Here is a 25,714-nt window from a genome sequence, read left to right as displayed (position 1 = left end):
TTATCTGACCGTAGGAAAAAATGTTAATTTTTTTCTGATGATAAAATTTTGTTTTTTACTTATTTAACCTGATGCAAAAAAGGAATATAAAGTATTCATGAAAGTTGTTTGTTTTTAATGCTTCTATAAGAAGCATTACAAGTCTACACTAAATAATTTTAATAAGCAAAAAAAATATTAACAAAAATTAATATATTATTTAATTTATTGAAAATGAGAGTGTTAAATTTGTTTTTTGAAATGATTTATTATAGATTCTATATGAAGCAATGATAAAAATCATCTCAAAAAACTCCCAAAATTAATGTTGAGGCACGAAAATGTATGCTTCAGTTAAATTTTAATGTTAAATTTGTGTATAATGCAGTTACATTTTAATTGATATGGATTCTAAGCAACAAATTTTAACGAAGTCAAATGAAGCAAAAGAAATTTTTCTCCCAAACTTATCTGCAGATCCGGTTATTTTCGGATTTGAAAACAATGGTTTGAAAGTGCTTATGCTTCAAATGAATTATCGACAAAAATGGCTTCTACCCGGTGGTTACGTCAGAAAAGATGAAAATCTGGATGACGCTGTTGTTAGGATTCTAAAAGACAGAGCCGGTATCACAGATGCATATTTGGAAGAATTTGGAGTTTTTGGTAAGCTGAAGCGTAGCGAATTCTACTTCGAAGATTTTGATGAAACACTATTTCATAAACAGCGATTTATATCCATCGGTTATCTTGCCTTGTACAATCCATCGAATACAACTCTTGTAAAAGATGAGCTCAGTGATGCCTGTGAGTGGATTTATCTTGATAAACTCGATGAAATTGATATCGCAATGGATCACCGTGAAATCATTGAAAAAGCATTGCTTACGTTAAGAGAAAAAATTTCTATCAAACCAATCGGTTACAACCTTCTCCCGGAGAAATTTACCCTTTCTGAATTGCAGAAATTATATGAAGTGATTCTTGGTAAAGAACTGAACAGAGGAAATTTTTACAGAAAAATTAAAAATCTGGGAATTCTTAAAAAACTTGATGAACAAAGACGTGGCGGTGCTCACAAATCACCTGATCTTTATACTTTCGATGAAGAAAATTATGCTAAAGCGTTAGAAAACGGACTAAACAATTGGTAATAAAAAAAATCCTGAGTTTATCAGGATTTTCTTTTTATGGTAAATCTAGCTGCTTCTGAAATTCTTCAAAATATTTTGCCAGGTGAAGACCATCTACCAAACCATGATGCGCCTCAATAGAAACCGGCATCATTTTTCTTCCGTCTTTAATACTGAATTTGCCAAAAGCAATTTTAGGAATACATTCTTTAGGATCGAAATTTGTCGGGTGCAGAATCGTAGTAAAAGAGCTCCACGGAATAGTTGTATGTCTGATGTGATTTATCGGCAAAACATCATTACTGATTCCTAAACCTTTTGAGTTTTGAACAATATTGATCTGATTTTGCAATCCTTCATTAAACTTTTCAAAATCTTCAGAGTATTCAAAAAATGAGAATCCAAACGTTCCGTCTTCCCTTCCGATCGTGCTTCCGACATGCACTTCATCAAATAAAATAATCTGATTATCGACCATTCTCAGCTTCAGTTCATCCACTGTATTGATCGCAACCATCGATTTGTAAAGATAATAAGCAAAAAAAGAATACTTTTTTTCTTTTGCATTGTCATATGCTTTTGTACAATCTACCTCTGCCGTAATCCCAAAATACGGGCTTTTCATTTTAGAGAAAAATTCAAAATGTTCTTTTCTGTTCCAGCTCTCAATATCTATTACCTTCATTAAATTATTTTTGCAAATTTCCGTAAGATTTGTTAGTTTTTAAAATTAAATAGAAAGAGATTTATCAGGATTCATTCTCCTTTGGTTTAAAATATTAAAATGTGTTCCTTTGTAGTATCAATTTATATGAAGAAATCAGAAGCTACCCGTCTTAATATTTTACAAAAAGCATTCGAGCTAATCTATATCAATGGTTATCAAACGACCAGTGTGGATGAGATCATTGCGACCACCCAGGTTACGAAAGGTGCGTTCTATTATCACTTCAAAACGAAGGACGAAATGGGTTTGGCGATCATTAATGAACTCATGATTCCTAATTTCAAAAAAACTTTTATTAAACCTTTTCAAAGTGTTGAAAATCCGTTAGATGCGATTTATGAATTAATGCATTATCTATTGATGGAAAACGACGTACTGAAGGTTGAATATGGCTGTCCCGCTTCCAATTTTACCCAGGAAATGGCGCCCTGGAATATCGACTTCACCAAGGCTTTGAACACACTTTCTTTGCAATGGGAAAATACAATGATCGAGGCTGTGGAAAAAGGGAAAGAAAACGGTTTGGTGAAAGCTGAAGTTGATGCCAAAGAAGTGGCAATTTTTGTGTTGTCTGGTTATTGGGGGGTAAGAAATTTAGGTAAATTAGAAAATTCTAAATCGGTTTATCTGGTTTATTTAAAAGGACTTAAAGCATATTTTGATACTTTAAAATAATTTTTTCATTAAAAACATACTAATTGGTATGTTTTATTTTAACTTTGTCACATTATTAAAAAGATTAATGATGTATCAGACTTTGACCTTCCTGCACTCCACTTTTCGGTGGTTGGTTTTGTTGAGTTTAGTTTACTCGATTTTCAGGGCTTACAAAGGATATTTTTCAGATAAAGAATTTTCAAAAACGGACAATTCGGTAAGACACTGGACGGCGACAATTGCCCATATTCAATTGGTTTTAGGAATAACTTTGTACTCACAAAGCCCGATCATCAAATACTTTTGGAAGAATTTTGATGAAGCTAAAGAATCTTTAGATCTTTTATTTTTTGGATTGATTCACATTTTCCTGATGCTGTTTTCCATTGTTTTAATTACACTTGGTTCATCAATTTCAAAACGAAAAATGACTGATAAAGAGAAGTTTAAAACGATGTTGATTTATTTCATTATTGCTTTGGTAATTATTTTCATCGCCATTCCGTGGCCATTCTCCCCTCTTGCTAACAGACCTTATTTAAGATAATTATGATTGATTTATTTAAAACTAAAATCTGACGGTTAAGAATTATTGCGATTCTTGAAGGAATTTCTTTATTAACCTTAGTATTTATTGCCGTTCCGTTAAAATATGGATTTAATAATCCTGCTTTTGTAAAAATGATGGGACCTATTCACGGTTCACTATTTCTACTTTTTTTATTTAATACATTAAGTGTCGGAGTCGAACAAAACTGGAAGTTTAAAGACACAACCTGGAAAGTTCTTTTGGCATGCATTATTCCGTTCGGAACATTTTATATTGACAGAAAAATATTAAGCAAACTATGAAGAATCTATTAATTTTATGCGGAATCATTCTTGCCATTTATGTAGTGTACAGGATTTATAAATATCAGACTTTAGATGAAGGTTTAGATAAACTAGTAAAAAACGGAGCAATCATTCTCGACGTAAGAACTGAAAAAGAATACAAAACCGGTCATATTGCTGGTTCACAAAATATTTCTTTAGGCGAAATTCGAGAAAGGTACACAGAACTTGATCAAAATAAAACCTACATCACCGTTTGTTCTCACGGTTTAAGAAGTGTAAAAGTGGAGAATATTTTAAAGGAAAAAGGCTTTAAACATATTCATAACGGTGGAGCCTGGAGCGATTTGCAGAAAAGTTTCAATTTCCAGATCTCTGAAGATAAAAAATAAGCCATCTCAATCTGAGACAGCCTATTTTATTTAAATCTAACTGAGTATTTGAAAAGTGAATTGTTAATTTTACTTTGTAAGCCAATTGTGAATTTTAAAGCTTCATATAAAAATTGACAAGCAAAGCGAACTGACCATTCACAATTGATTATTTTACATATTTCTGTTTTAAAGTCGTAATTTCTCTTGGTCCGATTCCCATTTCTACCTGAAAGAAATTTTCTGTGCTTCCATATTTTTTGTTGATGGTTGCGAAGAAATTTCTGATCAGTTCCGGTCTTAATTCCATTTGCTGTTTAATTTCGGCTTCCGTTAATCCAGACATTTTTGATAATCCTGAGTACATTCCTTTCATCGTTGGATTTTTAGCTAAATAATAATTGGAAGCAACATAATCATTTTCAATCACATCCTGTGGAACACCTAGAATTTTCAGGAATAAGGCAGAAGCCATTCCGGTTCTGTCGCGACCGCCTGTACAGTGGAAAAGCAAAGCTTCATCCGGCTTCAAAGTCAATAGCTGAACGAATAACGACCTGTATCTTTCCCCGAAATAAGGAAGTCCGCCTTCTCCATACATATCAAAAAGGAAGTTTTTATCTTTCAGGAATTTCGCCATATCCTGCGCAGTCGGAAGATTGTTGCTTCCCGCCGGACAAAGAAGATAATTTGTGTTTTGCGGAAGTCTGTCCGGAGCTTTTTTTGCTTCCTCAATTCCTCTGAAATCCACTACGGTTACGATTTTTTTATCCTTGAAAGTTTTTAAATCCTTATCCGATAATTTATCAATCGCATCACTTCTGAAAACTTTTCCAAGCGTAACCTCTTTTCCGTCAGCCGTTTTATAACCTCCCGTATCCCTGAAATTGTATGCGCCTTCCATTTTTACAACACGACTAAGGCTGTCTGTAATTTGTGCATTTGCTGTTGCTCCTAAAGCAATGATAGCCATTGTTAATCCTAATTTTTTCATATATAAATTTTAAAATATTTGCCAGCGAACTCCCATTTGCCCCCTGCTTCCGTACCATTCGTTGGAGGTAATTCTTTTTTTATTGTCGCCCATGTAAAGTCTTAGGCTCTCGTTGCTTAGATTGTTTAGTTCGATAAATAATTTAACTTTTTTACTGATGTCGTAGCTTGCAGAAAAATCGATGGTGAAATTTTTATCCGACCAGATGTAATATTCAGGACCAAGTTTTTCATTAATAGTTTCAACAGATTTCCCTCTGTAATTTCCGGCAAGACGGATCATCACTTTATTGCTTTCATAATAAAGAATTGCATTGAAAAGATTTTTGGATTGGTTCGGAAGCGAAGTTCTGTCTGTTGTAATTAAATTTCCGCCTGCATCTGTCCTCGCCACATCAACTTTAGAATCGATATAGGTATAGTTAAATTCAACCCCGAAACCGTTCCAAAAGCCTGGTAAGAAATCAAGACGCTTATTAATTCCCATTTCAAAACCAAGAAGATCAGATTCTTTAAGATTTTTCGCCTGAGTGATCACATAATCCGTACCATTAAGATTCGTTATGGAAGTATCCTGGAAAACAATGTCCGAAATCTTTTTGTAGAAAACACCTCCGGAAAGAATCCCGATATTGTTGAAGTAATACTCACCCATCAAATCAAAATTATGACTGAACGTCGGCTTCAGATCGGGATTTCCTCTTGTAATTCTGTTTGGAGTTGTGGTATTATCGATGCTTGACCCCGGCGACATATCCCCAAAATTCGGTCTGATGAATGATTTTGTATAAGCAAACCTTAAACTCGCTTTTGGTGAAAAGTTATACCGTAAATGAAGCATCGGAAGAAAAGCATTATAGTTACTTTCCACAACTGACGGACTGATTACTGTTGTTGCTGGCGTTTCTTCTTTTGTTGCTTTTGCTCCGTATAAACTTAGCCTTGTTGTTTCATTTCTAAAACCTCCGACGATTTTAAACTTATCGCTTGCCTTGATTTCCGCCATTGTATAGGCTGCAAAAACGTTTTCTTCTCCGGTATAGACACTCGTTGCATTCGTTTCTGCGTTTGAAAGGTCTCTGAAACCGTTTTGCTGTAAAAAGGCAGGAGAATACATCTGGAACAACTGATCTTTCGTCGGCGGATTCATGATGTACGAATTATAATTCCCATTCATTCCGTTCAGGAAATCTGTTCCTTGTGGTGCATCCGTAGTAGATAATTGAGACAAAGCCAGCAAAGCCGGAGAATTCGGGACGCCTAATGCTGCGTTAGGAAGATAAACAGCATTGTAACCGTAAGTACTGTTTCGATCTTTTTCACGGTATTTTGCTCCGATTTTTAAGATAATATTGGAATTGACATCATATTTAAGATTAAATCTTGCAATTTTATCCCTTTCATTATTGTCTAATTTTGCGATAACCAATTGAGAAAGCAATAATTTATTAGCATTCATGGTTTCATTCGGATTGGCAGTGTCAGAGTTGTAATCAAGATATTCGCCACCCACTCCATTTGGAGAATCAAATCCCCAATAACGCTTTCCGTCGCTTGAAAGATTGGTAAATCCGCCTGTAATTTTTTGTCTGAAAGTTGCAATAGGGAGTCCTTTGATTTCGCTTGTCGGCGGAGTATCAAGGTAATATTTTGCCTGATAATCGCTTAACATCCAGTCTAAGTTCAATTTTTTAGAAAGAGAATGCTCACCACCTAATTCCATTCCATATAATTCGGTCTGATAATAAGAATACCTGAAATTATACTGATAACGGCTGTTGTTGTAATCTACATATGATTCGTAAACCGGACGGATATCATCAAACTTATTGAACATTCCACGGAAATAGATTTTATTATTGGCATTAAATTTATATTCCAGTCCGCCATTCAAACCGATTGTTCTTCTTGTTCCCATATATCTTTTCAACATAATAGTACTGATCGACTTTTTCTCAATATCATTGGCAGCAGCCGTATTGTAAGTAGCATCAAATGAATCTGCTCCCCACTGCCTGTCCCAGATTGCACCGGAAAGAATTACCCCTAATTTATTTTTGAAAAAACGGTCTCCGTAAACAATTGATCCGTTGTACGTTGCATTTTGGGAAAAGGTATTATAACCTCCTGCTCCGCTTACACTTAAAGTTTTCTTTGCTGGAGCTGTTCTTGTAATGAAATTGATGCTTCCACCGATCGCGTCACCATCCATATCTGGAGTTACGGCTTTTGAAATCTGTACAAACTGAATCAGTTCCGAAGGCACAACGTCTAAAACGAAAGATCTGTTTCCTAAAACATTCGCACTTGGAAGACGGTTTCCGTTGAATAAGGCAGAAGTCCAGGCAAAAGGAGTTCCGCGAACAGTCGCCTGATCTGCTTCACCATGATACCTCGCAACCGCAACTCCCTGCACTCTCTGTACGGCTTCAGCTGCATTTCTGTCTGGAAGTTTACCAATCGCATCGGCTGCAATAACCTCCATGATGGCGTTGTTATTTTTCTTGATTTCATAGGCTTTTGCCTGCGTTAGAGCATTCGGTCTTGAAATTACAACCTGTTCAATATCCTTTGTTTTATCCTTGCTTTGTTTTTCTTCAGGAGCAATCGTAATGTAGCCGACATCGTTAGTTCCTTCTTTTATGGTAACCGGAAAAATTTTTGTTTCATACCCAAGATATTCAACTTTAATGTTGATGTCTCCCAACTTTGGTGAAAGAATATTGAAATCTCCGTCCAATGAAGAAATGGCTTTCGCATCAGCATCTATAATCGAAATATTGGCTCCGGGAAGTGCGCCGTTTATTTTGCTGACAATTGTACCCTTAATTGTTTGTGCATGTATGGCTCCAAAACATGTCATCAGGAAAAATGCAGATATCTGAATGATTCTCGACTTGTTTTTTGAAAAACCAATAGAATTGTTCATAGATTATTTTTGATGCAAATTTCGTTAGCTGAGAATATGTATTCGTCCGAAGGAAAAAACCATACGTCTAAACGTGTCACTCGTTGGTTTTGTGTATTTAATTGATTGATTTTTAATAACTTAATTTAATTGAACTATTTGTTATTTATTTATGAACCTAATATTAAATCGTCGAGACAATTTTTAATAGATATATAACAGCCATAAGAATGATAAAATGTGAATTTTGCATTTATTTTGTGAAAACCTATAGGATAGAATGCAATATATTGTTATACTCGGCGCTTTTCAGGCATTGGTGGCACTTTGGCTTTTACAGTTTAAAGAACGAAAATCACCTTCCAACTATCTCTTTATCTGCCTTCTTTCAGCGATTGCAGTTCACTTGACGATTAAGTTTGTTATTTTTAATTTTATTCCGGATGAAAGTATCAGACATCGGATGAATACGTTTATTGGCGCGTCTTATGGGCCTTTAATCTATTTATATACTTTAAGCAAAACAAGAAAAGAGTTCTCCATTGTCGGGAAATGGTATACCTTTATTCCGCTTTTTATTCTGATGATCGGTTATCTTACAGTGTCCTGCGTGTTTTTTGTCCTAAACCATGTCGACCAGAAACTGCTTGATCTGTATAATGATTTTAGCCTGATTGTCTTATTTATCGTGAATCTCTATTATCCTTTACGAAGTCTTTTTATCATTAATACAGTTAATCTTAAAGCTCTTGAAAAGACTGAATACGATATCGTTACAAGAATTTCTTTTTGCATTCTCTTTATGGAATTGGGAGTCATTGCTTCCAAAGCTTTACTTAATCTGTATCCCGAAGAAAATCAGATGATTAATATTTCAATAAGAACAATTGCTTATTTTTTATTATTAGTTATTTGCCTTTTGATTGTCAGAAAAAGTTTAAAAACAGAAATTAATGAAATTGCTGAAAATGAATCAGATAACGATTTTAAAGTAGCTGTTAATCAAAATCATAATGAAGGCGAACTATCATTAAATACAATTGATTACGAAGTAAAATTCAGCGAGCTTTGGCAAAAAATGGATCAGTCGGTAAAGCAGAAACAACTGTTCCGGGACTGCGAACTGAATCTTGATCAGCTGGCTTTAAAAACAGAGATTAATAAATACCAGATCAGCGAAATGCTGAACGGCTACAAACACAAACCATTCTACCGTTACATCAATGAATATCGCATCGAATATTTCAAAAATATGGTAGAAAAAGCGATCAAAAATAATGAAAGCATAAATTTTCTATCGTTTGCTTATGAAGCCGGTTTTAAATCCAAATCTTCTTTTAACCGTTATTTTAAGGAGATAATCGGTAAAACGCCTTCGGAATATTATAAAAGTCTGATCAATGAAACTAAAAAACAGAGTTTCGAGATAAGTGCGTAAATGTTTTGGTCAGCTTTTTGAATCATCAAAAGAAAATCAATACTTCTTTTGAAACTCATTACATTCACAAACAAAGGCATCTATTGTCCGCAAGGGAAATTCTACATCGATCCGTGGCGTCCCGTTGATTTGGCGGTCATCACGCATGGTCATGCTGATCATGCACGTTGGGGAATGAAGAAATACCTTTGTCATCATTTTACAAAACCCATTTTAAAGAAAAGAATTGCCGAAGATATCGAATGTCAGACTTTGCAATATGGCGAAGTTCTAAATATTAATGGTGTGAAATTGTCACTTCATCCGGCAGGTCACATCATTGGTTCTGCGCAGATTCGGTTGGAATATAAAGGTTATATAAGTGTGATTTCAGGTGATTATAAAGTTCAGGATGATGGATTGAGTACGCCTTTCGAATTGGTAAAATGCAATGAATTTGTTACAGAAAGCACTTTCGGGCTTCCGATTTACAATTGGCTGGAAGTGGATGATTTGAACAAAAAAATGCAGAGTTGGGTTCTCAGAAATAAAGAAAATCAAAAAACATCGGTATTCATCGGTTATTCTTTAGGTAAAGCTCAACGAATTATGAAAGCCGTTGAAGGTTTAGGGAAGATTCACGTGCACTATTCGATTGGGAAGCTTAATCAGGCATTTGAAGAGGTCGGAATTGTACTTCCTGAATATGAAATTCCTGATTTTAGAGAAAATATAAAACATGTTGCAGGCGAAATTGTCATCGTTCCTCCTGCTTTGTTAGATTCTAATGTCATCAAGAAAATTCCGGATGCTGCAACAGCAATTTGCTCCGGATGGATGCAGGTTCGTGGTGCAAGAAGATGGCGAAGTGCCGATGCAGGTTTTGCAATGAGTGACCACGCCGACTGGAAAGGTTTATTACAGGCCATAAAAGCCACCGAAGCCGAAATTGTGCACGTCACACACGGACAAACAGAAGTTTTTTCTAAATATTTAAACGAGATCGGAATCAAATCTGATGTTGTGGAAACGTTGTATGGCGATGATGACGAAGAAGAAAAAGAGAAAGAAATTATTGATAATTAAATTTCAAGTTTTTTTGAAAACTTAATACGAAAAGTTCTATAAGAGCGATCTGTTAGTTGAAGAATAATGTAGGACTAAAGCCCAGCTCCTATGGAGCTGACTGTTAATAGCAACAATGATGCGATGATGAGCGGAGCTCCGTAGGAGCGACCTGTTAATAAAGGATTATTAAAACATTGATATGCACGCAGCCCGTCTTAAGTGGAGCTCTAAGCTGCCAAAAAATTATAAAAATATGCTTTGGAAACGTTAATTGAAAATTTATGAAACATTTCGCGGAACTGATCAATGCTCTCGAAAGCACCAATAAAACCAACGCTAAAATCGATGCCATCATCGATTACTTAGAACGTGCGCCGGATGAAGATAAAGTCTGGTTCATCGCTTTATTTACGGGAAAAAGACCGAAACGAAATGTAAACACCAATTATATGAAAGAATGGGCGTTGGAAATTACACAATTGCCATTTTGGCTGTTTCAGGAAAGCTATTCTTCAGTTGGCGATTTGGGTGAAACTTTGTCGTTGGTTCTTCCTCCACCAACTGAAAAAATCGAACGTACTTTGTCTGAATGGATGAATGATATTATCGATTTAAAAAACAAAACTGATATTGAGAAAAAAGAATTCGTTTTAAATTCCTGGAATGGCTTGGATTATACAGAACGATTGATTTTTAATAAATTATTAGGCGGGAGCTTCAGAATCGGGGTTTCGGATAAAACTTTGATTAATGCTTTGACTAAGTTTTCCGGGCAGGAATCCAGTACGTTGATGCATAGTTTGATGGGAAAATGGATTCCTAATGAAGTCTCGTTTCGGGAATTAATTTCGGCAGAAAATGTAAACCCCGATAACTCAAAGCCTTATCCGTTTTGTTTGGCTTATCCTTTGGAAAAAGATTTGGAAGAGCTTGGAACTCCTGATAAATGGTTGATTGAATATAAATGGGACGGAATTCGCGGGCAAATTATCAGACGAAATGACGAAGTTTTTATCTGGTCAAGAGGTGAAGAACTAATTACCGAACAGTTTCCTGAAATCGCAGAAGTTGTTCAGCAGATGAAAGGTAATTTTGTGATTGATGGAGAAATTCTTGCGGTAAAAGATAATAAAGTTTTAAATTTCAATGAATTACAGAAACGTTTAAACCGAAAAACTTTAACCAAAAAAATGCTTTCGGAAATTCCGATTCAGGTTTTTTCTTATGATTTATTGGAATTGGAAAATAATGATTTGCGTGAAAAACCAATTTCTGCGAGACGCGCAATGTTGGAAGAATTATTATTAAATGAAAATCCCGAAAACATCAAAATTTCTCAGCAAATTGATTTTGAAAAATGGAACGAGTTAGATAAAATCAGAGAAAATTCCAGAGACATCAACAGTGAAGGTTTGATGTTGAAGCAGAAAAATTCACATTATCATTCCGGACGAAAAAAAGGCGACTGGTGGAAGTGGAAAATTAATCCGTTGACGATTGATGCCGTTCTTATTTACGCACAAAAAGGCAGCGGACGACGAAGTGCTTATTACACCGATTATAGTTTTGCAGTGAAAAGCGGCGATAAACTGGTTACGATTGCCAAAGCGTATTCCGGTTTGACGGATAAAGAAATTATGGAAGTCAGCAAATTTGTCAACAAAAATGCGATTGAGAAATTCGGTCCGGTGAGAACAGTAAAAGCTGAACTGGTTTTTGAAATTGCATTTGAAGGAATTGGTTTCAGTAACCGTCACAAAAGTGGTGTTGCACTACGTTTTCCAAGAATTCTGAGATGGCGAAAAGATAAAACCGTTGATGAGATCGATGATATTGAAGAGATTAAAAAATTGATACAGTAAATTTTTAATCGCAATGATCGCAAGGTTTCTTTTTAAATTTTTGAAAACATTTTCTGCTCGCAAAGGCACTTCGTTCAGCAAATGATAGCAGAACTTCTTGGCTGAATGAAACGCCTTTGCGAACGAAAATATGCAGAAAAAAATCAAAAAGTCTTTGCGCTCTTTGCGTTTAAATAAAATAATCATAAGAAATTGAGCAATTTCGAAAATACAGAAGGCTTTAAAATCATTCAGAACTGGATGATGCAAAAATCGATTTCACCATTCAAATTTCAGGTTCAGACTTGGCTGAAATTCGGGAATGGCTACAGCGGAATGGTTGTTGCTCCGACAGGTTTTGGGAAAACGTATTCTGTATTTTTAGCTTTAATTTCAGATTTTCTGACGAATCCTGATAAATACAAAAGCGGACTGAAAATGATTTGGATTACGCCACTCCGCTCACTTTCAAAAGATATTGCCAAAGCAATGCAGGAAGCGATTGATGAGATTGGTTTGGATTGGGCAGTTGGCGTGAGAAACGGAGATACCGACCCGAAAGTCCGTCAGCAACAGGTCAAAAATATGCCTGAAATTCTGGTTGCAACACCTGAAAGTTTACAATTGCTTCTCGGACAAAAAAATCATCAACGCTTTTTCCAGAATTTACAGACGATTGTTGTGGACGAATGGCACGAATTGTTAGGCTCAAAACGCGGCGTTTTGGTAGAACTAGGCATTTCGCAACTGAGAAAATATGTTCCCAAAATAAAAATTTGGGGAATCACCGCAACCATTGGAAATCTCGATGAAGCGATGGAAGTTCTGATTCCTTACAACATCAAAAAGACAAAAGTTACCGCAAAAGAACATAAGAAAATTGAAATTCTTTCGGTTTTTCCTGATGAAGTCGAGATTTTGCCTTGGGCGGGACATCTTGGTCAGAAATTAGCAGATAAAGTGGTTCCGATTATTCTCGAATCAAAATCAACCATTGTTTTTACAAACACCCGGAGTCAAAGTGAAATGTGGTATCAGTTGTTGCTGAATGTTTATCCTGATTTCGCAGGACAAATTGCCATTCATCACAGTTCGATTGATTCGGAATTGAGAAATTGGATTGAAGAAAATTTAAGTTCAGGAAAGCTGAAAGCTGTTGTTTCGACGTCTTCTCTGGATTTAGGCATCGATTTTAAACCTGTTGATACCGTTATTCAAATCGGTTCGGCAAAAGGTGTTGCAAGATTTTTGCAGCGAGCCGGACGAAGCGGTCACTCCCCTTTTGAGATCTCTAAAATCTATTGTGTTCCTACGCATTCGTTGGAATTGATTGAAGTTTCTGCCTTGAAAGAAGCCGTCAAACAAAATGTGATTGAACCTCGTGAACCACAAGTTTTATGTTTCGATGTTTTGGTTCAGTTTCTGATGACTTTGGCAATTGGCGACGGATTTTATACGGAAGAAACCTACGAAAGAATCAAGCAGGTTTACACTTTTCAGGAAATGACGGATGAAGAATGGAAATCGATGATTGATTTTCTCACGATTGGTGGAAGTGCGCTGAAAAGCTATGAAGAATACCATAAAGTTGTGGTGATGGAAGACGGTTTGCATAAAGTGACTTCTCGAAAAATTGCGATGCTGCACCGAATGAATATGGGCGCGATTGTTAGCGATGCGATGCTGAAAGTAAAATTCATTTCCGGCGGATATATTGGGATGGTTGAAGAATATTTTATTTCAAGATTAAAAAAAGAAGAAAAATTTATTTTAGCGGGAAGGGTTCTGGAAGTCGCGATGATAAAAGATATGACGGTTTTCGTTCGGGCTTCCAAAGGAAAAGCGCAGGCTCCGAGTTATTTGGGCGGAAGATTGCCGTTGAGTTCCAATCTTGGTCAGTTTTTGCGGGAAAAATTGTCGATTGCGCTCAATCCGAAAGCTTCGGAGAAAGAACTGAAATTTCTGCATCCGCTTTTAATCAATCAGGAAGAGCGGTCGCACATCCCGAAAGATGACGAGTTTTTGGTGGAATTGATTAAAAATCGAGAAGGTTATCATCTGTTTATGTATCCTTTCGAAGGTCGATTGGTGCACGAAGTGATGGCTGCTTTGATTGCTTACCGGATTTCAAAACTGGCTCCGATTTCCTTTTCGATGGCGATGAACGATTATGGTTTTGAATTATTCAGCGATAAAGAAATTCCACTCAATGAAGAAAATTTAGACAAAATTTTAACAAGGGATAATCTGATGACCGATGTGATTTCCAGTATTAATGCGGCAGAAATGGCGAGACGAAAATTCCGTGATATTGCGGTCATTTCCGGAATGGTCGTTCAGAATTTTCCCGGACAGCAGCGTTCCAACAAATCTCTGCAAAGTTCTGCAGGTTTGATTTTTAAAGTTCTGGAAGACCACGACCAGAATCATTTTCTTGTACGGCAGGCTTATACAGAGGTTTTTAATATGCAGCTGCAGGAACAGCGATTGGTAGAAGCATTCAAAAGAATTGAAAAATCAAAAATTATTCTCAAGTTTGCTAACGCATTCACACCATTGAGCTTCCCTATAAAAGTGGATAGTTTGAGGCAGACTTTAACGAGTGAAGATTTGGATTCGAGAATTCAGAAACTGATTCAGCAAGCGAAGAAAGGGAGGTAAAGTGAATTGTTAATAAGTCAATTGTAAATTTATGTCGTTTTGTCATTCAGAACGAAGTATAGCGGAGTGAAGAATCTATAAAATTAATTATTAGATTTCTCCTATTGTCGAAATGACAAAGCTATAGCTGAAATTTTTTAGTAAAAAATGAAAATAGTAACAAAAAATATAAACATTCAAAACGAAGTTTTTACCTTAACCAATCAGCGTGCGCTGTTTTGGAAAAAAGAAAAAGCTTTGATTCTCTCCGATTTGCACATCGGAAAAACTGCCCATTTCCGCAAAAATGGGATTGCCCTCTCCGATCAGATTTTCGATAATGATTTACAAAGATTATCTGTTCTTATTGAATATTTTAAGCCTGAAAAATTTATTGTAGTCGGCGATTTACTCCACGCAGGAGATAATTCGGGTGTTGATAAATTCTGTGAATGGAAAAACCAGTTTCCCAACCTTGAATTTCATTTAATAGAAGGCAATCACGACAAAATTTCAAAAAAGCTGGAAGCAAAATTATGCCTGAATTTCAGAGATGAAATGTTGGAGATTGATCATTTTCTTTTCGTCCACGATTTTCAGAAAACGGATGAAAAATTTCAGATTACAGGTCACATTCATCCTGGTTTTGTGATTAATTCGATGGTGAAAAATATCAAACTACCCTGCTTTGCGGTTTCCGAAAATCAATTATTGCTTCCGGCTTTCAGCGAATTTACGGGTTTAGATACAAAAAATCTTCCTAAAAAAGGAAGATTCTATGTTTTTACGGATGCTGAGATTTATGAGATTTAAATCTTACAAATTATCAAACCATTTATAAATATCGGTATCTGACGAGATGCCTAGTTTTTTTCTCAGTCTGTTTTTTCTGTTTTGGATTGCCTTTGGAGTTACAAATGTGTAAATGGCAATCTCTTTTGTACTCAATCTCAACTTGAGATAGATACAGAAAATAATTTCCGAGTTTTGAAGATTTGCATTAATCGTTGCTAATTTCTCAAAAAAATCCGGGTATGCAGATTTGAATTTACTTAGAAGGCGTGGCGAATTTTCTTTTGCAAGTCTTATTATTTCTTCGTCAGCCAAAATTTTTGCGTTGTAATTTTCTGCTTTAAAATCTTGTAGTGTTTCGTTATTTTTATTCATCGTATGGCAAAATTTTTCTCGATCATTATTAAGACTTTCGCTCTTAATTTGATTAGCATTCTTATTTCTCTTTTTACCTTTATAATTTGGGGTATCATTGTTGTGAAATATCCTGTAGGCTCAAATTTTAATTCTAATTCTTATGAATTTTAAAACAAGAGCTAATTCTTTGATATTGCTGATTCAAAAGTATCAGATTTTTTACATTCTTTTTATGATTCTAATCAACCCTTTTACATTTTTTGGCATTTTGCTTTTTTAATTTAATTAAACTCTTATTTCTGATTAAAATTTTATTTTCAGCAATTATTTTGAGCTTTAATGGTGAATGTGGTATCTGTGTGGTAGGTAAATAATTCACTTTTGTAGAAAATTGCTTTTTCTTTACAATTCTAAAAATTCGTACCTCATTACGTTTGCGAGACTATTGATTATGATTTTAGGTTACATTAATCCCTATAATATGATAAATGAAGATATTTTATTTTCTTTTGGAGCAGATTTGAGAACTTTTGATGCGGAGGATATTATTTTTTCTGAAGGTGATGTTCCTGCATTTTTTTTTCTGATTGTTGAAGGCAAAATAAAAATAAATAACTATAATGAAGCGGGAAAAGAATTTATTCAGGGTATTCTCTTAAAAGATCACAGCGTTGGTCTCTCTTCTCTTTTTCTATCTAAAAACTATCCTGTAAATGCTGTTGCAGAGATTGAAAGTGAAGTGATAAGGCTTCCTAAAGCACATTTTTTTGAAATTCTAAAAAAGCATCCTGAAGTTTATTCCGATATTATTCCGTTTATGGCGGAACATATGCATTATAAATTTCTGATGATGCAGAGCATGGCTTTTCATAATCCGAGTGATAAATTATTAACATTAATGAATTATCTGAAGCTTCATCATGAAGATAAATCACAATATTCTCTCCAGATTCCTTTAACGAGACAACAGCTTGCCTCACTTACCGGACTTAGTGTAGAAACAGTAATAAGGGTAATTAAAAACATGGAGAAAACCGGAGTTCTGAAAATACAAAACAGAAAGATCTTTTATTAATACCAAAGAAAAGTTGAGATGAAAATGTAAGCTGTTTTCTAAGTTTATGATTTTAATGGAGATCTTTCTGCAGTAAACGATAAATAAGATTATGATTATTTATTCTTTTTATTTTCTACCTGATCAGGTTTTCTGTTTTTTGGCTCATCTTCTTCAAAGTCACAGCGGCATGAGCTTGCAGTAATACCTAAAAGACAAAGTGTAAGAATGGTAATGGTAGATTTCATATAATTTCTAATGATTATTTAATACTAAAACTTTATTGATTTCACTTTTAAAGCATCCCAGAATAAATTCCGTATAATATTCCTGAGCTCCTAAAGCCTGAGTTTTAGGATGAAGCTCGAGTTTTTTAGACAAAATAATTTCGCCTTTGTAAGCAAAAGAATAATAGGAAAATATTCTGTAGGTTGAATTTCTGATGGGATTCGCGTAGCCTGTAACGGCAATAGACCAGTCGGTTTCAAACAATTTGGCAACATTTAATGCCATTGTTTCGGCAATTTTTTCTGAAACACAGTCGCAAAGACTTGCTTCATCATAATCTACGTTCAAAAGTTTTACTTTCTGAGCAATATTGTAGGCAGTGATACCGCCTTTATAGAACATTCCTGCATTAGGCATTTGAGAAAATGCAAGCTGAAATAATCCTGAAGTCACACTTTCAGCGATAGAAATGGTTTCATTGGTCGTAATCAATGCTTCGCTGATATAATTAAGTAAATTTTGCTGAAATTCCATAAGTTTAGGTTTTAATGAAGTTGTGTGATGTTCATGTATTTTTCGAAATAATGAAGATCTTCTGATTTTTGAAGGGTCAGGTAAAACATCAGTTGACTGGGTTCTTTTAGACTGATGCTTTCAATACAGTCGAATTTTGCGATCATTGCACGAACGGAGTCTTTTTGAGGATCCTTATTTACTACAAAAAGCAGAAAAATATTGTCTCTGATCTCTTTCGCAAAAATTACAGACTGAGATTCTATCCATTTTCCGTGATTGGGTATTTCTGCGAAATCATCATCTTTGATGATTTGTAAAATTTTATATGAATTCATATTAATTTGGTGTTGGTGATGACAAGTTGATCTCGGTAAAAAAACCGACTATAAAAAGACTACCTCTTCTCCAAAAAGAGGTAATCCGGAAAAGTAAAAATTATGAATAAAGTTTGAGGGTGTATTTCATAGTGGGAAATCCACTTATACACAGCGCTTCCACTGTGTAAACTTTTTGTTTTAATCCGGTTATCATATTTTATATTTTGAGTGATTTAGTAGCTTCTTATTTCACATATTGAAGAGTGAATTAATAATAAAAAGCCTACTCAAATGTATAACCTAAAACTTCTACAAATTTATGATCTGAGTCATACTTTAATAATAGATCTTTCTGTCTTCAATTTTCACAAGTTTATCCTGCTCCATTTTCTTTAAAGTACGGATAATTGTTTCAACACGAAGACCGGTAAGATCGGCAATTTGCTGACGGGTGAGTTTTACATTGAATCCGTGAGCGTCTTCACAGTCTGTATAGCTTTTAAGATAATCGAAAAGACCGGTAATTCTTAAAGCCGGTTGTTGTGAAGCCATATTCTGTACCATAATCATATTATAATACAGACGGTGAGAAAGACATGCATTCATTTCCATTGAAACATAAGGATGTTCCTTAATTAAATTAATGAAATTCTTTCTTGGTAAGCGAATAATAGTGCTTGGCTTTAGTGTATAAGCATTCACAGGATATTTTTTATCGATAAAAAGAAGAGGATCGCCGAAGCTTTGTCCTTTACCGAGAATGTTGTGAATGAATTCTTTTCCTTCTTCGTTATAATTATTCACTTTTACATTCCCCTCGATAATTTGAAAAAAATAAGCAGGTGCATCACCCTCAAGAAAAATTGCTTCTTTCTCATTATACGTTCTGATCTCTGCGCTGTAAGATAATAACAGCTGCTCATCGATCTTCATACAACTTACTGTTTTCATAATCTCATCATTTTTATAAATTACTATAATATTTTACCGGTTTCAATCAGCAATCTGCCTTTTTTTCACTTTTTTGAATGTTCGGATCACAGTTTTATACAAATTCCTATAAGGCTGCCATTTGCTGCTTGGATAATAGAATTTGAAATCTAAACTTTTTGTCTTCCGATTCCTGACTCTTCAGGTAGTTCATCGAAGTTTTAAGCTTTCATACTGAATTTTGAGAAGACATATTTTGTGCCATAATTTGTCTAAAATAAAGATTTTCTGATAACTATTTATTCATATCAAAACATAGCTTGGGATTTTCTTTTAGTAATGAAAGAAATTTTTCTTTTTTAGGGTGAAAACTTCACAAAGATTAAGATAATCGCATTTACAGGATATTTTCTATCCGTAAAAAGTAGTGATTCTCAGTGATGATTATCTTATCTTGGTTGCAGAATCAGCAGGAATGGTTGTTATGGTACTGTCTGCATGAGTTGCAGGAACAATCATAGTATCTGGCTGAACAGGTACAGTTTCAGAAGTGATTGTGTCGGCTGATAAACTATCTATAGTATCAGTTTGTGTTGTAGTATCTTTTTTCGAACAACTCAGAACCAGAAATCCCACTGCGAAGATGAATACTGTTTTTTTCATAATACTTTTTTTGATTGGTTATATTTAGTTTAAATATTGCATAAAAACTTGAATACAAATATACTATATAATGATTTGTGGTATTATGATTGCGATCATAATATTTAGTTAATGCAATAACATTCTTTGTAGTAAATGTTAAATTCATTATTTTTAATAGTAATATAATATTTTTTTTACCAAATTTACATTTTGGTTAGGTTTTTGAAGCGACCAAAATAGCTAGGAATAATATTGTTCCTCCAAAACACCACAATTACAAAAATATATTATTATGTCAACAGAAAACCTAATTCACTCAGAAGCGGTAAAAAAAATCAAAGAGCTTTCAGAAAAAGCAAAATTCTGTATGTTCTGCACCAATCTCGAAAGTCTCCCGATCAATACGCGACCAATGGGTCTTCAGGAAACGGACGATAACGGAAATCTTTGGTTTATTAGCAGCGATACAAGCAACAAAAATTTTGAGATAAAAGATGACAAAAGAGTTCAGCTTTTATTTATGAACAATTCAAATTCAGAATACCTGTCTATATTCGGTGAAGCAACAATTTATAAAGATCGTTCTACTATTGAAGAAAAATGGTCTGCAATGGCAAATGCATGGTTCGATGGTAAAGATGATCCCACCGTGAGTATCATTCGTGTAGAACCAAAAGATACTTATTACTGGGATACAAAAGCAGGGAAATTGGTTAGTTTAATAACATTTGTAACTGCAGCTGTTACCGGTAATAAAACCGATAATTCCGACGGGGTTGAAGGTAAAGCCAGCGTTTAGATAAAATTATTCTCTAAAAAGTTTAACCCTTAAAACTAAAAATCATGATTTTCGAAGATGATCCGCACGCTGTTGTTCATGAAACGAATAATAAGCAGATAAGCAATTTTGCAATGATTACACAGGTGATTAATTTCAGTGGAGACAAGTCTTTTATACTCAATTCTCTGCAGAAAATTAAAAACAGTACGTTGTGCGAAATTAAAAGGAAGGTAATTGAAAAGTTCATCCATGAATATACCCAGAATTTTGGCGGATATGTCGAAAACGACAGTTACCAGCTTCAATCAGATGGTTACCAGTTATCGCCTTCTTATGCGAAACAATCTTACGAAAAAGTCTTAAGGGAACAGGAATATCTCAATAGAATAATCACCACACTGAACAACGACTAGTTGCTTGGTGTGGTGATTTTATTATTTAAAAAAAATAAAATTACTTGTCAGTAACGAAATTCTTTTTTGCCAGTTCTTTTCTTACACGGCTTAAGCTTTCAGGAGTAATCCCAAGATACGAAGCGATCATCCACTGTGGAACTCTCAGCAAAAGATCCGGGTACATTTTAATGAATTTCAGATAACGCTCTTCCGCAGTTTCTCCCAATAAAGAATTGATTCTGTCCTGCAAACTCTTCACATGCTTCTGAATGATAAGGTCATTTCTCTCTATACTGTTCGGAAATTCTTCCAAAAGCTTGTTGAAAAAATCAGGCTGCAGAAACAAAACTTCAGAATCTTCTACCGCCTCAATAAAATAGTTTGATTTTTCATTGAAATATAGACTGCTTCGGTCACCAATCAGCCAATTTTCCGGGGCAAACTGTATGATGTGTTCTTTGCCGTTTTTGTCGATCGAGTACATTCTCAGAAGTCCTTTTTCTACAAAAAAAGTGTTTCGGCAAACTTCTCCGTGTTGCAAAAGAAATTCGTGCTTTGCAATTTTTTTAGATTCGTACTGCAAAGTACACATGTTCAGCTTATCGGCAGGAACTTCAAAAACTTTGGCTAAATAATTCTGAATATTTGTCATACGGTAATTTGGCTTAAAGATATATCCTGATGTGATGCGTTATTGATTGCTTTTCCGTTTTCAATAACAATAAGTTGCGGACTTTCGTGACGAATCCCGAAATCTTCAGCAATTTTATTCGAAATCGGTCTGAAAGCCAACAGATCCAAAAAGTAAAAGCTGCTTTTAAGATCTTCTGAGTTTTCTATCTCTTTCTCAAAATTTTTCAAAACTGTTTTACTGATGAAACAACTTGTAGAATGCTTGAAAATAGCAACCTTGGTTTCATACGATTCTTTGATTGCTTTTTCTAAATCTTCTTCAGATTTTATCGTTTTCCAGAAAGATTTTGTATCTCCCTGTTCCTGTTTTCCACCAAATATTTTATCTAAAAAACTCATGCATTAAATTGTTTTAAATGATGATCAAGATGTTTATACTCCAAAAATCCCCAATCTTTTTCTTCCATTTTCCCGAAAAGCACATGTCTGTCCGGAAATTGCTTCTTTCTGAATGCTTCCTGATAATCATCAAGAGTCTTTAGAAGTTTAAATTTTTCCTGTTCGAAATCACATTCAAAATTAACGATTACTTTCCGAAAACCTGGCATGTTGTGCGGAATTCCGTTATTGAAAATCTGCATTTCTTTTTTTGTGCATATTCCGATGGCTCTTAAGATAAAATTAATCTCGGGTAACTCGATCTTTTTCAAAGGAATCTGAAGAATAAGGTTACAATGATGGAGCATTTGTGCGGCATTCATCCTCCCCCATCTCCGTTCAGAATTTTCGGAAAGACTGGCAATTCTTTTTTTTATTTCGTTAAAATCATTTTCGTTATGAAGACTTTTCACGGCCAGTTTTTTTCAGTCTTTAGATTTTCAATATGTGCAAAGTGATGATTGCAGTGCCAAACATAATAGGCAAGATAGGTTCTCAGGTCGTAGTTTTTATTTTGCTCAGGATGATGAAAAGTTCTTTCAAACTGTTTGTTGGTCATCGATTTTAACAAATGAGCCCACCTTTGATGAGTTCCTTTAATCATTCTCATCGCCGGTTTTATCGGCATATTTACGCTGTCCTGAAGTTCAGCCCATTTTGCTTCATCATAAGGTTTTATAGAAGGGTTTTCTTCAGTAAGAGCCAATTTTAAACGCATCAGACTGTTAATATGACTGTCTGCAATGTGATTAATCAGCTGTCTCACCGTCCAACCACCTTCTCGGTATTGAGTATCTAATTGTTCGTCATTAAAATTTTCAATTAAATTTTTTAGTTTATCCGGAAAATTTTTGATGACTTTTATATATTCATTCAGTTTGATGTCACAGATGTCTTCAGGAACTTCAAACCGGCCGATCGGATACTTCTTTTGCTCTAAGTTGCTCATTTTTAATTATGCAGTTTAATAATTCGTTTAAAATTATGGCATCCTTATCTTTTAAGTAATTCAACATTTTATTGATGTACTGGTCTTTTTTTGAGTACAGTACAAAATAATGGTAATACTTTTTTACAGATAAGTCTTCATATGATATTTCCTTGCTATCAAATTGTATACAGACATTTTTAAAAGTAATTCCGGCAAGTGTAAAATTTTGATTACAATTAAATTTCTCAATATAATTGTTTAAAATATCATTAAAAAAATATTGCCATAAAGCATCAATGATATCACAAAATAACTGATGTTTTTCCTGTAACTTTCTTTTATAAAACAATTTAAAGAAAATCTTAAATTCTTTCCCGGATTTATTTTGAATAAAAATCTGGTATTCTCTTCCTATATAAAATTCAAGGCCTTTAATAAAATGAACTCCGTAACGAACTCCTGCAATTTCTTCCTTAGAAATTATAGTAAACAGATCTTCACGTTTATCCTTATTCTCAAATTTAATAAGGTTTTTGTTAATGATTAACTGGCGTTTTCTGGTATCAAATAGACCTCGCACAATTGTAAATTCTTTCATGATTGGAAAAGCATGAATGCATTAATTAATAACCATGCAAATTAATATCTTCTGTTCTCTGTAAAGTTACTTTTTTCCCCATTTTCTTTTGAATCACTCTGAAATGCTGCAATTCTTCATCGGTAAGAATAGAAATCGCCGTTCCGGTTTCTCCTGCACGACCCGTTCTACCGATACGGTGAACATAATCCAAAGGTGAGCGCGGCAATTCGTAATTGATGACACATGGTAAGGATTCGATGTGAATTCCGCGACCAATCAAATCAGTTGCTACTAAAATCTGAGCGCCATTTACTTTAAATTCTTCAAGGTTATTTCTACGTGCACCCTGAGATTTCTGACTGTGAATCGCAACTGCCTTTATTTTATTTTTCTTTAATTTTTCAACTAAATTATCCGCAGATCTCGTAGAAGAAACAAAAATCAAAGCTTTTTCAACTTTCTTTTCTTTAATTAAATATCTTAAAAACGGACCTTTATTCTCGGGAGCAACATGATATGCCAATTGTTCGATATGATCAATTTCAACTTCCTCTTTTTTGATTTCAATTAATGTAGGATCGATTGATAAACGTTCTTTTATCTCAGAAACTTTATCATTCAAAGTAGCAGAAAATAGAGTAACTTGTTTTGCAACAGGCATCATTGCGAAAAGTTTGTTCATCTCCTCACCGAATCCAAGCTGAAACATTTTATCTGCTTCATCAATAACCAGATGCTGAATGGTAGAAATGCTTACGGCATTGTGATCAATCAGATCCAGCAATCTTCCCGGTGTCGCAATCAAAACTTCTACACCAAACATTCCTTTCATCTGAGGATTTATCGACACACCACCATAAACTGCCATTGTGCGGATTTCACGGTTCAGATTATCGGTAAAAGCTTTAAAAACTTCATCAATCTGAATGGCAAGCTCTCGTGTAGGAACCAATATTAAAACCTGAACTTTCCGATCTTTTTTAACCTCGGTTTTTTGTAATTTGTCTAAAATAGGCATTACGAAACAAGCCGTTTTTCCTGAGCCGGTCTGTGCAATTCCCATCAGGTTTTTACCGTGTAAAATAACCGGAACAGCCTGCTCCTGAATCGGAAAAGGCTTTAAATAACCCAATTTTTTCACAGAACGAATAATATTGCTTGATAATCCTAATGATTCAAATGACATATAAAATTTATTTATTACAAAGATAAGCTATTGAAATTTTAGTTTCTATGCTTATTTGTTGGTGATCGCAAAGGCGCAAAAGTTTTGAATTCATTTTATTTTTTTTAAGACGCAAGGATTTTATCAAAGATAAAATTTAATAATGCAGAACTTATTGAAAATCTTTGATTTTCTTGCGTCTTAAAACAGCATGATTACTAAATAACTTTGCGTCTTTGCGATGACCAACATATTTAAATTTATTAAGTCTTTATTAAAAACTAATAATCTAAATGCCGTTTTGTCCGATAATTCTTTTTTGGATAAATTTTTGAGTAATAAATTTTATAAATTTATCAAAAATTCGATCATCTTAGATATGAAAAAAGCATTAATAATAGTCGATGTACAGAATGATTTCTGTGAAGGCGGAGCGCTTGCCGTTCCCGGAGCGAATGAAATTATTCCTTATATCAACCTTCTGATGGAAGAGAATGATTACGAGCAGATTGTTCTTACACAGGATTGGCATCCGGCAAATCATAAAAGTTTCGCAAGCAATAACGATAGAAAAGTTGGGGAAAGTATTATTCTAAACGGAGTTCCGCAGTTTATGTGGCCGGATCACTGTATTGAAGGAACCTTCGGAGCGGAATTTCATAAAGATTTAAACCGTGATAAGGTAACGCATATTGTTCAGAAAGGAAAAAATACGGAGATTGATGCGTACAGCGGTTTTCAGGATAATAATCATTTTATGAAAACCGGATTGGATGATTTTCTGAAATATCACGAAATTCAATTGGTTGAAATTGTCGGTTTAGCTTTAGATTACTGTGTAAAATTCACTTGTCTTGATGCGGTTGCCAATGGCTATATTACGTGTCTGCATTTCAACGGAACACGTGCTGTGAACGTAAAACCTGATAATGGTAAAGATGCTATTTTTGAAATGTTACAGAAAGGAGTAACGGTTTTAGGGTAAAAATTAAAACACGAATTTTTTCACAAATTACATAAATTTCAATCTTGTAATTAACATTCGTCTGTCATTCTGAATGGAACGAAGTGAAATGAAGAATCTCTCTAACAATAAGTATAGATTCTTCCTTCGTCCAGAATGACAAACTTTCAAAATAAAAAAGAGGCTGTCTCAAAAGAGAGACAGCCTTTTTAATGCAAAAAAGGAAAGCCTGAGCTTTCCTAATAGTTGCAAATTTTGTAATTTGCTTTGTGTTAACTAATTCAAAAGTAGTCTTTAAAGATTACAATCCCAAAGAAAATTTACTTTTTCCTCCGAATTTATCGGAGTTGATTGATGAAAAGCATCCTGTGAAAATAGTTTCAAGCATTATTGATGGTTTGGATATTAAAAATCTAATCA

29 protein-coding genes are annotated in these 25,714 nt (G+C 34.5%); 14 read left to right on the top strand and 15 right to left on the bottom strand.

All coding sequences use genetic code 11. The annotated features are described in order from the left end of the window. Window positions 1–383 precede the first annotated feature (383 nt). Window positions 384–1,133, top strand: coding sequence for an NUDIX hydrolase (locus tag BA768_RS16795; RefSeq protein WP_034676221.1), 750 nt, complete (start codon window positions 384–386; stop codon window positions 1,131–1,133). Window positions 1,134–1,167: 34 nt separating this feature from the next. On the opposite strand, the gene BA768_RS16790 is transcribed toward BA768_RS16795, so the two are convergent. Then, complete coding sequence (locus BA768_RS16790; RefSeq protein ID WP_065721701.1) at window positions 1,168–1,797, bottom strand: chloramphenicol acetyltransferase; 630 nt, start codon at window positions 1,795–1,797, stop codon at window positions 1,168–1,170. Window positions 1,798–1,923: 126 nt separating this feature from the next. On the opposite strand from BA768_RS16790, the gene BA768_RS16785 reads away from it, so the two are divergent. The 4 genes from BA768_RS16785 to BA768_RS16770 are packed head-to-tail and all read left to right on the top strand — an operon-like array spanning window position 1,924 to window position 3,722. Next, on the top strand, window positions 1,924–2,514 hold the full coding sequence (locus BA768_RS16785; protein WP_065721700.1) for a TetR/AcrR family transcriptional regulator: 591 nt from the start codon (window positions 1,924–1,926) through the stop codon (window positions 2,512–2,514). A 28-nt stretch (window positions 2,515–2,542) separates the two neighbouring features. Beyond that, window positions 2,543–3,043 (top strand): hypothetical protein, encoded by a 501-nt coding sequence (locus BA768_RS16780; RefSeq protein ID WP_228388475.1) that lies wholly within the window; start codon window positions 2,543–2,545, stop codon window positions 3,041–3,043. Between the two features lie 41 nt (window positions 3,044–3,084). Then, complete coding sequence (locus tag BA768_RS16775; RefSeq protein ID WP_228388478.1) at window positions 3,085–3,348, top strand: DUF3817 domain-containing protein; 264 nt, start codon at window positions 3,085–3,087, stop codon at window positions 3,346–3,348. Further along, window positions 3,345–3,722 (top strand): rhodanese-like domain-containing protein, encoded by a 378-nt coding sequence (locus BA768_RS16770; RefSeq protein WP_065721698.1) that lies wholly within the window; start codon window positions 3,345–3,347, stop codon window positions 3,720–3,722. The genes BA768_RS16775 and BA768_RS16770 overlap by 4 nt, the downstream gene beginning before the upstream one ends. Before the next feature lie 148 nt (window positions 3,723–3,870). Here the strand turns inward: BA768_RS16770 and BA768_RS16765 are convergent, their stop codons facing one another. Continuing rightward, a complete protein-coding gene (locus BA768_RS16765; RefSeq protein ID WP_065721697.1) occupies window positions 3,871–4,695 on the bottom strand; it encodes a tyrosine-protein phosphatase in 825 nt (274 codons plus the stop codon). Window positions 4,696–4,704: 9 nt separating this feature from the next. Then, the gene (locus tag BA768_RS16760) at window positions 4,705–7,623 is read right to left on the bottom strand and encodes a TonB-dependent receptor (protein ID WP_065721696.1); all 2,919 of its coding nucleotides are present in this window, start codon (window positions 7,621–7,623) and stop codon (window positions 4,705–4,707) included. A gap of 259 nt (window positions 7,624–7,882) precedes the next feature. On the opposite strand from BA768_RS16760, the gene BA768_RS16755 reads away from it, so the two are divergent. The 5 genes from BA768_RS16755 (at window position 7,883) to pdeM (ending at window position 15,381) form a co-directional block, all read left to right on the top strand. Beyond that, a complete protein-coding gene (locus BA768_RS16755; RefSeq protein WP_065721695.1) occupies window positions 7,883–9,040 on the top strand; it encodes a helix-turn-helix domain-containing protein in 1,158 nt (385 codons plus the stop codon). A gap of 48 nt (window positions 9,041–9,088) precedes the next feature. Next, window positions 9,089–10,105 (top strand): ligase-associated DNA damage response exonuclease, encoded by a 1,017-nt coding sequence (locus BA768_RS16750; protein WP_065721694.1) that lies wholly within the window; start codon window positions 9,089–9,091, stop codon window positions 10,103–10,105. A 263-nt stretch (window positions 10,106–10,368) separates the two neighbouring features. Further along, window positions 10,369–11,949: an ATP-dependent DNA ligase gene (locus BA768_RS16745; protein ID WP_065721693.1), complete on the top strand. Its 1,581-nt coding sequence runs from the start codon at window positions 10,369–10,371 to the stop codon at window positions 11,947–11,949. A gap of 192 nt (window positions 11,950–12,141) precedes the next feature. Next, window positions 12,142–14,589, top strand: coding sequence for a ligase-associated DNA damage response DEXH box helicase (locus BA768_RS16740; protein ID WP_034676247.1), 2,448 nt, complete (start codon window positions 12,142–12,144; stop codon window positions 14,587–14,589). Window positions 14,590–14,736: 147 nt separating this feature from the next. After that, window positions 14,737–15,381 carry a ligase-associated DNA damage response endonuclease PdeM gene (gene pdeM, locus BA768_RS16735; protein ID WP_034676249.1) on the top strand — a complete coding sequence of 215 codons (645 nt, stop codon included), beginning with the start codon at window positions 14,737–14,739 and terminating at the stop codon, window positions 15,379–15,381. 3 nt (window positions 15,382–15,384) lie between these two features. Here pdeM and BA768_RS16730 read toward each other — a convergent pair whose 3' ends face one another. Then, complete coding sequence (locus BA768_RS16730; protein WP_065721692.1) at window positions 15,385–15,735, bottom strand: helix-turn-helix transcriptional regulator; 351 nt, start codon at window positions 15,733–15,735, stop codon at window positions 15,385–15,387. A gap of 463 nt (window positions 15,736–16,198) precedes the next feature. Here BA768_RS16730 and BA768_RS16725 point away from each other — a divergent pair, with 463 nt between their 5' ends. Beyond that, on the top strand, window positions 16,199–16,792 hold the full coding sequence (locus tag BA768_RS16725) for a Crp/Fnr family transcriptional regulator (RefSeq protein ID WP_065721817.1): 594 nt from the start codon (window positions 16,199–16,201) through the stop codon (window positions 16,790–16,792). 95 nt (window positions 16,793–16,887) lie between these two features. On the opposite strand, the gene BA768_RS21610 is transcribed toward BA768_RS16725, so the two are convergent. The 5 genes from BA768_RS21610 to BA768_RS16705 all read right to left on the bottom strand — a co-directional run bounded on the left by BA768_RS21610 (window position 16,888) and on the right by BA768_RS16705 (window position 19,425). Continuing rightward, window positions 16,888–17,019 (bottom strand): hypothetical protein, encoded by a 132-nt coding sequence (locus tag BA768_RS21610; protein ID WP_262484179.1) that lies wholly within the window; start codon window positions 17,017–17,019, stop codon window positions 16,888–16,890. A 7-nt stretch (window positions 17,020–17,026) separates the two neighbouring features. After that, complete coding sequence (locus tag BA768_RS16720) at window positions 17,027–17,533, bottom strand: CinA family protein (RefSeq protein ID WP_065721691.1); 507 nt, start codon at window positions 17,531–17,533, stop codon at window positions 17,027–17,029. Between the two features lie 11 nt (window positions 17,534–17,544). Continuing rightward, window positions 17,545–17,850, bottom strand: coding sequence for a hypothetical protein (locus BA768_RS16715; RefSeq protein WP_065721690.1), 306 nt, complete (start codon window positions 17,848–17,850; stop codon window positions 17,545–17,547). A 318-nt stretch (window positions 17,851–18,168) separates the two neighbouring features. After that, window positions 18,169–18,783 carry a Crp/Fnr family transcriptional regulator gene (locus BA768_RS16710; RefSeq protein WP_228388472.1) on the bottom strand — a complete coding sequence of 205 codons (615 nt, stop codon included), beginning with the start codon at window positions 18,781–18,783 and terminating at the stop codon, window positions 18,169–18,171. A 423-nt stretch (window positions 18,784–19,206) separates the two neighbouring features. After that, the gene (locus BA768_RS16705; RefSeq protein WP_065721688.1) at window positions 19,207–19,425 is read right to left on the bottom strand and encodes a hypothetical protein; all 219 of its coding nucleotides are present in this window, start codon (window positions 19,423–19,425) and stop codon (window positions 19,207–19,209) included. Window positions 19,426–19,699: 274 nt separating this feature from the next. Here BA768_RS16705 and BA768_RS16700 point away from each other — a divergent pair, with 274 nt between their 5' ends. After that, window positions 19,700–20,206 carry a pyridoxamine 5'-phosphate oxidase family protein gene (locus BA768_RS16700; protein ID WP_065721687.1) on the top strand — a complete coding sequence of 169 codons (507 nt, stop codon included), beginning with the start codon at window positions 19,700–19,702 and terminating at the stop codon, window positions 20,204–20,206. A 44-nt stretch (window positions 20,207–20,250) separates the two neighbouring features. After that, entirely contained in the window at window positions 20,251–20,601 is a 351-nt protein-coding gene (locus tag BA768_RS16695) for a hypothetical protein (RefSeq protein ID WP_034676263.1), read from the top strand. Between the two features lie 40 nt (window positions 20,602–20,641). On the opposite strand, the gene BA768_RS16690 is transcribed toward BA768_RS16695, so the two are convergent. Genes BA768_RS16690 through BA768_RS16665 form a run of 6 tightly spaced genes read right to left on the bottom strand, consistent with a single transcriptional unit; the run spans window position 20,642 to window position 24,351 of the window. Then, window positions 20,642–21,235: a Crp/Fnr family transcriptional regulator gene (locus BA768_RS16690; protein ID WP_034676264.1), complete on the bottom strand. Its 594-nt coding sequence runs from the start codon at window positions 21,233–21,235 to the stop codon at window positions 20,642–20,644. Then, window positions 21,232–21,615, bottom strand: a complete 384-nt coding sequence (ytxJ, locus tag BA768_RS16685; protein ID WP_034676266.1) for a bacillithiol system redox-active protein YtxJ — start codon at window positions 21,613–21,615, stop codon at window positions 21,232–21,234. The genes BA768_RS16690 and ytxJ overlap by 4 nt, the downstream gene beginning before the upstream one ends. Next, a complete protein-coding gene (locus BA768_RS16680) occupies window positions 21,612–22,067 on the bottom strand; it encodes a hypothetical protein (protein ID WP_228388470.1) in 456 nt (151 codons plus the stop codon). The genes ytxJ and BA768_RS16680 overlap by 4 nt, the downstream gene beginning before the upstream one ends. Continuing rightward, window positions 22,064–22,603, bottom strand: coding sequence for a YfiT family bacillithiol transferase (locus BA768_RS16675; protein WP_065721686.1), 540 nt, complete (start codon window positions 22,601–22,603; stop codon window positions 22,064–22,066). Before BA768_RS16675 ends, BA768_RS16680 begins: the two co-directional genes overlap by 4 nt. Next, entirely contained in the window at window positions 22,560–23,183 is a 624-nt protein-coding gene (locus BA768_RS16670; protein ID WP_065721685.1) for a hypothetical protein, read from the bottom strand. The genes BA768_RS16675 and BA768_RS16670 overlap by 44 nt, the downstream gene beginning before the upstream one ends. Window positions 23,184–23,208: 25 nt before the next feature. Continuing rightward, entirely contained in the window at window positions 23,209–24,351 is a 1,143-nt protein-coding gene (locus BA768_RS16665) for a DEAD/DEAH box helicase (RefSeq protein WP_065721684.1), read from the bottom strand. Window positions 24,352–24,709: 358 nt separating this feature from the next. Here BA768_RS16665 and pncA point away from each other — a divergent pair, with 358 nt between their 5' ends. Further along, window positions 24,710–25,315 (top strand): bifunctional nicotinamidase/pyrazinamidase, encoded by a 606-nt coding sequence (pncA, locus tag BA768_RS16660; protein WP_065721816.1) that lies wholly within the window; start codon window positions 24,710–24,712, stop codon window positions 25,313–25,315. The last annotated feature ends 399 nt before the right edge of the window (window positions 25,316–25,714 follow it).

The sequence above is a fragment of the Chryseobacterium sp. CBo1 genome, from assembly GCF_001693475.1.
Classification (GTDB): Bacteria; Bacteroidota; Bacteroidia; order Flavobacteriales; family Weeksellaceae; genus Chryseobacterium; species Chryseobacterium formosense.
This window is presented reverse-complemented; position numbering and strand designations above follow the sequence as displayed.

Coding starts and splice junctions, on each gene's coding strand:
- BA768_RS16695 (WP_034676263.1), top strand. CDS start 20,251: ATGATTTTCGAAGATGATCCGCACGCTGTTGTTCATGAAACGAATAAT.
- ytxJ (WP_034676266.1), bottom strand. CDS start 21,615: ATGAGTTTTTTAGATAAAATATTTGGTGGAAAACAGGAACAGGGAGAT.
- BA768_RS16745 (WP_065721693.1), top strand. CDS start 10,369: ATGAAACATTTCGCGGAACTGATCAATGCTCTCGAAAGCACCAATAAA.
- pdeM (WP_034676249.1), top strand. CDS start 14,737: ATGAAAATAGTAACAAAAAATATAAACATTCAAAACGAAGTTTTTACC.
- pncA (WP_065721816.1), top strand. CDS start 24,710: ATGAAAAAAGCATTAATAATAGTCGATGTACAGAATGATTTCTGTGAA.
- BA768_RS16705 (WP_065721688.1), bottom strand. CDS start 19,425: ATGAAAAAAACAGTATTCATCTTCGCAGTGGGATTTCTGGTTCTGAGT.
- BA768_RS16715 (WP_065721690.1), bottom strand. CDS start 17,850: ATGAATTCATATAAAATTTTACAAATCATCAAAGATGATGATTTCGCA.
- BA768_RS16770 (WP_065721698.1), top strand. CDS start 3,345: ATGAAGAATCTATTAATTTTATGCGGAATCATTCTTGCCATTTATGTA.
- BA768_RS21610 (WP_262484179.1), bottom strand. CDS start 17,019: ATGAAATCTACCATTACCATTCTTACACTTTGTCTTTTAGGTATTACT.
- BA768_RS16700 (WP_065721687.1), top strand. CDS start 19,700: ATGTCAACAGAAAACCTAATTCACTCAGAAGCGGTAAAAAAAATCAAA.
- BA768_RS16725 (WP_065721817.1), top strand. CDS start 16,199: ATGATAAATGAAGATATTTTATTTTCTTTTGGAGCAGATTTGAGAACT.
- BA768_RS16790 (WP_065721701.1), bottom strand. CDS start 1,797: ATGAAGGTAATAGATATTGAGAGCTGGAACAGAAAAGAACATTTTGAA.
- BA768_RS16710 (WP_228388472.1), bottom strand. CDS start 18,783: ATGAAAACAGTAAGTTGTATGAAGATCGATGAGCAGCTGTTATTATCT.
- BA768_RS16670 (WP_065721685.1), bottom strand. CDS start 23,183: ATGAAAGAATTTACAATTGTGCGAGGTCTATTTGATACCAGAAAACGC.
- BA768_RS16720 (WP_065721691.1), bottom strand. CDS start 17,533: ATGGAATTTCAGCAAAATTTACTTAATTATATCAGCGAAGCATTGATT.
- BA768_RS16785 (WP_065721700.1), top strand. CDS start 1,924: ATGAAGAAATCAGAAGCTACCCGTCTTAATATTTTACAAAAAGCATTC.
- BA768_RS16730 (WP_065721692.1), bottom strand. CDS start 15,735: ATGAATAAAAATAACGAAACACTACAAGATTTTAAAGCAGAAAATTAC.
- BA768_RS16795 (WP_034676221.1), top strand. CDS start 384: ATGGATTCTAAGCAACAAATTTTAACGAAGTCAAATGAAGCAAAAGAA.
- BA768_RS16690 (WP_034676264.1), bottom strand. CDS start 21,235: ATGACAAATATTCAGAATTATTTAGCCAAAGTTTTTGAAGTTCCTGCC.
- BA768_RS16665 (WP_065721684.1), bottom strand. CDS start 24,351: ATGTCATTTGAATCATTAGGATTATCAAGCAATATTATTCGTTCTGTG.
- BA768_RS16765 (WP_065721697.1), bottom strand. CDS start 4,695: ATGAAAAAATTAGGATTAACAATGGCTATCATTGCTTTAGGAGCAACA.
- BA768_RS16755 (WP_065721695.1), top strand. CDS start 7,883: ATGCAATATATTGTTATACTCGGCGCTTTTCAGGCATTGGTGGCACTT.
- BA768_RS16760 (WP_065721696.1), bottom strand. CDS start 7,623: ATGAACAATTCTATTGGTTTTTCAAAAAACAAGTCGAGAATCATTCAG.
- BA768_RS16780 (WP_228388475.1), top strand. CDS start 2,543: ATGTTTTATTTTAACTTTGTCACATTATTAAAAAGATTAATGATGTAT.
- BA768_RS16675 (WP_065721686.1), bottom strand. CDS start 22,603: ATGAGCAACTTAGAGCAAAAGAAGTATCCGATCGGCCGGTTTGAAGTT.